Annotated in this window: 4 protein-coding genes and 1 pseudogene; 3 read left to right on the top strand and 2 right to left on the bottom strand. The window is 68.2% G+C overall.

Annotation, left to right across the window (positions count from 1 at the left end; translation table 11 throughout):
* From EB084_20170 to EB084_20160, 3 genes are all read left to right on the top strand, one after another.
* A partial coding sequence (locus tag EB084_20170) for an IucA/IucC family siderophore biosynthesis protein (GenBank protein ID NDD30582.1) occupies positions 1-790 on the top strand: 790 nt, incomplete at its 5' end.
* Positions 787-2,046 (top strand): type III PLP-dependent enzyme, encoded by a 1,260-nt coding sequence (locus EB084_20165; GenBank protein ID NDD30581.1) that lies wholly within the window; start codon positions 787-789, stop codon positions 2,044-2,046. The genes EB084_20170 and EB084_20165, both read left to right, overlap by 4 nt.
* Positions 2,000-3,547, top strand: a complete 1,548-nt coding sequence (locus EB084_20160) for an AAA family ATPase (protein NDD30580.1) — start codon at positions 2,000-2,002, stop codon at positions 3,545-3,547. Before EB084_20165 ends, EB084_20160 begins: the two co-directional genes overlap by 47 nt.
* 12 nt (positions 3,548-3,559) lie before the next feature.
* Here the strand turns inward: EB084_20160 and EB084_20155 are convergent, their stop codons facing one another.
* Positions 3,560-3,802, bottom strand: a complete 243-nt coding sequence (locus EB084_20155) for a hypothetical protein (GenBank protein NDD30579.1) — start codon at positions 3,800-3,802, stop codon at positions 3,560-3,562.
* A 591-nt stretch (positions 3,803-4,393) separates the two neighbouring features.
* Positions 4,394-4,498: pseudogene (locus tag EB084_20150) on the bottom strand (hypothetical protein).
* Positions 4,499-4,500 lie beyond the last annotated feature (2 nt).

Here is a 4,500-nt window from a genome sequence, read left to right as displayed (position 1 = left end):
TCTGCGTGACGAGATGCGCGTCGTGGTCCTGCGCGAGATGATGGGCGCCAGCTACGACCGCGCGCAGCCCGCTGCCCTCGGACCGCGCACCTACGGCACCCTCTCGTGCATGTGGCGCGAAAGCCTCCATCGATGGCTCGAGCCTGGGGAAGACGCGCTGCCGTGGAACGCGCTCTGTCACGTCGATCTCGATGGGCGTCCTCTCATCGACCCCTGGATGGGTGATGTGGAGGCCTGGACCCGGCGCCTGCTGTCGATCTCTGTCCCCGCGGTCATGCGCTTCCTCTGCGCCCACGGCATCGGCCTCGAATCGCACGCCCAGAACATGATCCTCATTCACCGAAACGGGGTCCCCACCCGTGTCGCCCTGAAGGACTTCCACGACGGCGTGCGCTTCTCGCCCGCGCATCTCGCCGCGCCAGCGCGCATGCCGACCCTTCACCCCACGCCCCCCACGCACGTGAACGTGAACCGGAACTCGTTCATCACCTGCGACAGCCCACGCAAGGTGGCCGACTTCGTGCTCGACGCCTTCTTCTTCATCAACATCGCCGAGCTGGGCTTCTTCCTCGAACGCCACTACGGGCTCAGCGAGCGACGGTTCTGGGCCATGGTCGAAGAACAGGCGCGCGCGCACGGCGCCGACGCCTCTCCCTTCGATCTGTACGCGCCCACCATCTCGGTCGAGCGCCTGACGAACCGACGCATGTTTCCCGAGACCGAGGTGCACGAGCACGCGGTCTCCAATCCGCTGCATCGCATCCGCACCGAAGCCGAGGCGCTCGCATGACGCCCCGCCGCGTGCTGGAAGCGATACACGAACGGGTGGGCGAGACGCCGGTCTGCGCCTTTCTCATCGACCTCGACGAGATCGCGCACCGCGCCGACCGCATCCGCGCCACCCTTCCCCCTGGCGTGCGCATGTACTACGCCATGAAGGCCAACGCCGAGCACCCGGTGCTCGAGACGCTGGCACGCCAGATCGACGGGTTCGAGGTCGCGTCGGGGGGAGAGATCGAAAAGGCCCGCGGCGTCTCGCGCACGCTGCCTCTCATCTTCGGCGGCCCGGGCAAGACCGATGTCGAGCTCGAAGCCGCCCTCGACGCCGGCATCGAGCGTCTGCACGTCGAGAGCGCGCACGAGCTGCAGCGCGTGGCGGCCCTGGGCGCGCGCCGCGGAACACGCATCCCCGTTCTGCTACGCGTCAACCTGACGCGCATCGTTGCCGATGGAACGCTCCACATGTCCGGCGTGCCCACCCAGTTCGGCATCGATGAAGCCGACGTGCCGTCGGTGACGGCCCTGGCGCGCACCCTGCCTGCCGTCGATGTAGAAGGCTTCCACTTCCACTCGGTGTCGAACCAGATGGATGCCGCCGCACACTGCGCCCTGGTCGCGGAATATCTCGAGCGTGCCCACGCCTGGGCCCGCGATCTGGAGATCGACCTGCGACACGTGAACGCCGGTGGCGGCATCGGCGTGCGCTATGACGGTGGTCGGCAGTTCGACTGGACAGCCTTCACCACGGGCCTGGCCCCCATCGTCAAAGGGCTGCCCCCCGGATTCCTCAACTTCGAGTGCGGTCGATATCTCGTGGCCGAGCACGGCTGGTACGCCACCGAGGTGCTCGACCTCAAGACCAACCATGGGCGCGCCTACGCCATCGTGCGCGGGGGCACGCACCACTTCCGCCTGCCCGTGTCGTGGCGCCACAGCCACCCCTTCTCGGTGACACGCGTCGAGACATGGCTGCGCCCCTACCCACGCCCCGCCATGCGCGACGTGACCCTGACGGTGTGCGGCCAGCTCTGCACGCCGAAGGACGTGCTGGCCTTCGACGCCCCCGTCGATGAGATTGCCGTGGGTGACGTGATCGTGTTCGAGATCGCCGGAGCGTATGGGTGGGCCATCTCCCACCACGACTTCCTCAGCCATCCCCACCCTGAGCACGTCTATCTCCAGGGGACGGGCCCGATCTCATCGAACGCCTCTCATCGAGATGAGCACGCCACCCACAACCGCCCCCGAGCCGTCGTCCCCCGCTGACGTCGAGACCGAGCTCGAGACGCTGATCCGCGCTCGGTATCCCATCATCTACGTGACCTCGTTCGAAGAGGAACGGGTGGAAGACGCCCTGGCCGAGGTCGCCCGGCGCCGTGGCAAGCGCCTGTGCTGCTGGTCGGCGGTGCGGGGGCTGCACGACGCGAGCGAGACGCTCATGGGCAAGCGCTCCTTCGCCCCCACCACCACCGATGTCATGGTCGCCTTCGACGAGGTGGCGCGCATCGCAGAGCCCACCGTCTTCCTGTTCAAGGATCTGCACCCGCTCTTCACCCAGCACGCCGTGGTGCGAAAGCTCAGAGAGCTGGCCCTGCATCTCAAGTCGAGCCCCAAGACCCTGGTGCTCGTGTCTCACGCCGCCACCATTCCCCCTGAGCTCGAAAAAGACCTCACCGTGCTCGAGCTGCGCCTGCCCGGCCCGAAGGAGCTGGGCGGGTTGCTCGACGGCATCGCGGCGCAGGTGTCGAAGGCCGGACGTCACGACGTGGCGCTCGAGGGTGCCGATCGCGAGACGCTGCTCAAGGCCGCTCTGGGGCTCACCCTCAAGGAAGCCGAGAACGCCTTCGCCCGCGCCCTCATCGAGCGAGGACGCCTCACCGCGGCCGAGGTGGGGCTCATCCTCGCCGAGAAGAAGCGCGCGATCCGCAAGAGCGGCATCCTCGAGTACTTCGAGGCCCAGCAGAACCTGCACGACGTGGGAGGCCTGACCAGCCTGAAGGAATGGGTGCGCAAGCGATCGGTGGCCTTCACCGAGGAAGCGCGCGCGTTCGGCCTTCCTCCCCCGCGCGGGCTGCTGCTTCTCGGGGTTCAAGGGTGCGGCAAGAGCCTCTGTGCGAAGGCCATCAGCCAGGTGTGGAACCTGCCCTTGCTGCGCCTCGACATGGGACGCATCTTCTCGTCGTTCGTGGGCTCCTCGGAAGAGAACATGCGTCGCGCCATCGCCACCGCCGAGTCGGTGGCGCCCGCCATCCTCTGGATCGACGAGATCGAGAAGGCCTTCGCCGGAACCCGCGGCGGTGAGAGCGACGCCGGCGCGTCGTCGCGGGTGTTCGCCACCTTCCTCACCTGGCTCCAGGAGAAGACCGCACCGGTCTTCGTCATCGCCACCGCCAACAACATCGCCACACTGCCCCCGGAACTGCTGCGAAAAGGGCGCCTCGACGAGATCTTCTTCGTCGACCTCCCCTCAGCCGCCGAGCGACGCGAGATCTTGCGCATCCACCTGCGCAACCGGGGCCGCAACGCCGATCACCTCGATCTCGATCGCCTGGTGGCGGTCACTGAGGGATACAGCGGCTCTGAGATCGAGCAGGTGGTCATCGCCGCCTTGTACGAGGCATTCGACCATCGACGCGACATCGTGGCCGACGACCTGGCGCGCGCCGCCACGCAGTCGGTTCCCTTGTCACAGACCATGCACGAGGAGATCGACACCCTGCGCCAGTGGGCGGCAAGCCGCGCCCGGCCCGCCTCCAGCGAGGGGTGAGGCCGGGCCGCGCTACGGCACGACGGGGGTGACGTCGTAGAGGCGCACGCTCCCGTCCTCTCCTCCGACGGCAAGTCGGTCGCCCGGGGCATTGAACGCCAGCGCGGAAACAGGCGCCCCATTCTTCACCCAGGCGCGCAGGCGCCCGCCCGCGGCGTCGAAGAACCGGACCACCCCGTCGGCGCCACCAACCGCGAGGCAGGTGCTCGACGGGCGGAACGCCGCGCACGTGAGTGCCTTGGGCTGTGGCGGCAGGGCGAGAACCTCGTTCGCCTTCTCTGAATCGAACACGCGCGCCCTTCCCACGACCAGATCGCCGCTCCCCTCGTATCCGACGGCGGCGACCCGGCTGCCGTCAGACGTGACGGCCAGGGCGAGAACGGCCGAATCGACCTGCCGCAGCACGGGACGCTCAGACGCGTTGCGGTTCCAGAACAAGACAAACCCGTCGCTCGGTGCCCCCACCCCGTTCGAGATGGTCCCCCCCAGAACCATCGTCGTGGCGTCGGCGTTCGCCAGCAGGCCGCTCAGACGACCCGAGAGGCCCACGAAACGCGGGAGGGTGATCGCCCGATCTGCGGGGACCTCCGCCCCCAGCGGAAACACGCGGATGCGATCAGCCAGGTCGCCCTCCGCCGTGACGAGCAGCCCAGACGAGGTCACCGCACCCAGCGCACCCGGCTGGGTGATCCAGTCGTCCCGGCGCAAGCTCACAGGGTCGTAGAGGTTGACCGTGCCCTTGCAACCCAGGGAGAGAAGACGCCACGGGGCCCCCGTTCGACGTCGCACCCACGTCACCAGCGCTCCCCCCTCAGAGCGCCTCACCGCATCGGCATCGCCGATGCGCCAGAGGTGCAGGCTGTCATCGCGGCTTCCGAACGCAAGGCTCTCGCCGGTCGGTGAGAACGCCATCGTGGTCACCGACGCACGAGCAGGGGGCGCCTGCGACATCA

The sequence above is a fragment of the Pseudomonadota bacterium genome (assembly GCA_010028905.1).
Classification (GTDB): domain Bacteria; phylum Vulcanimicrobiota; class Xenobia; order RGZZ01; family RGZZ01; genus RGZZ01.
Note: the sequence above shows the minus strand (reverse complement) of the source record. Positions and strands in the feature narration are given on the sequence as shown.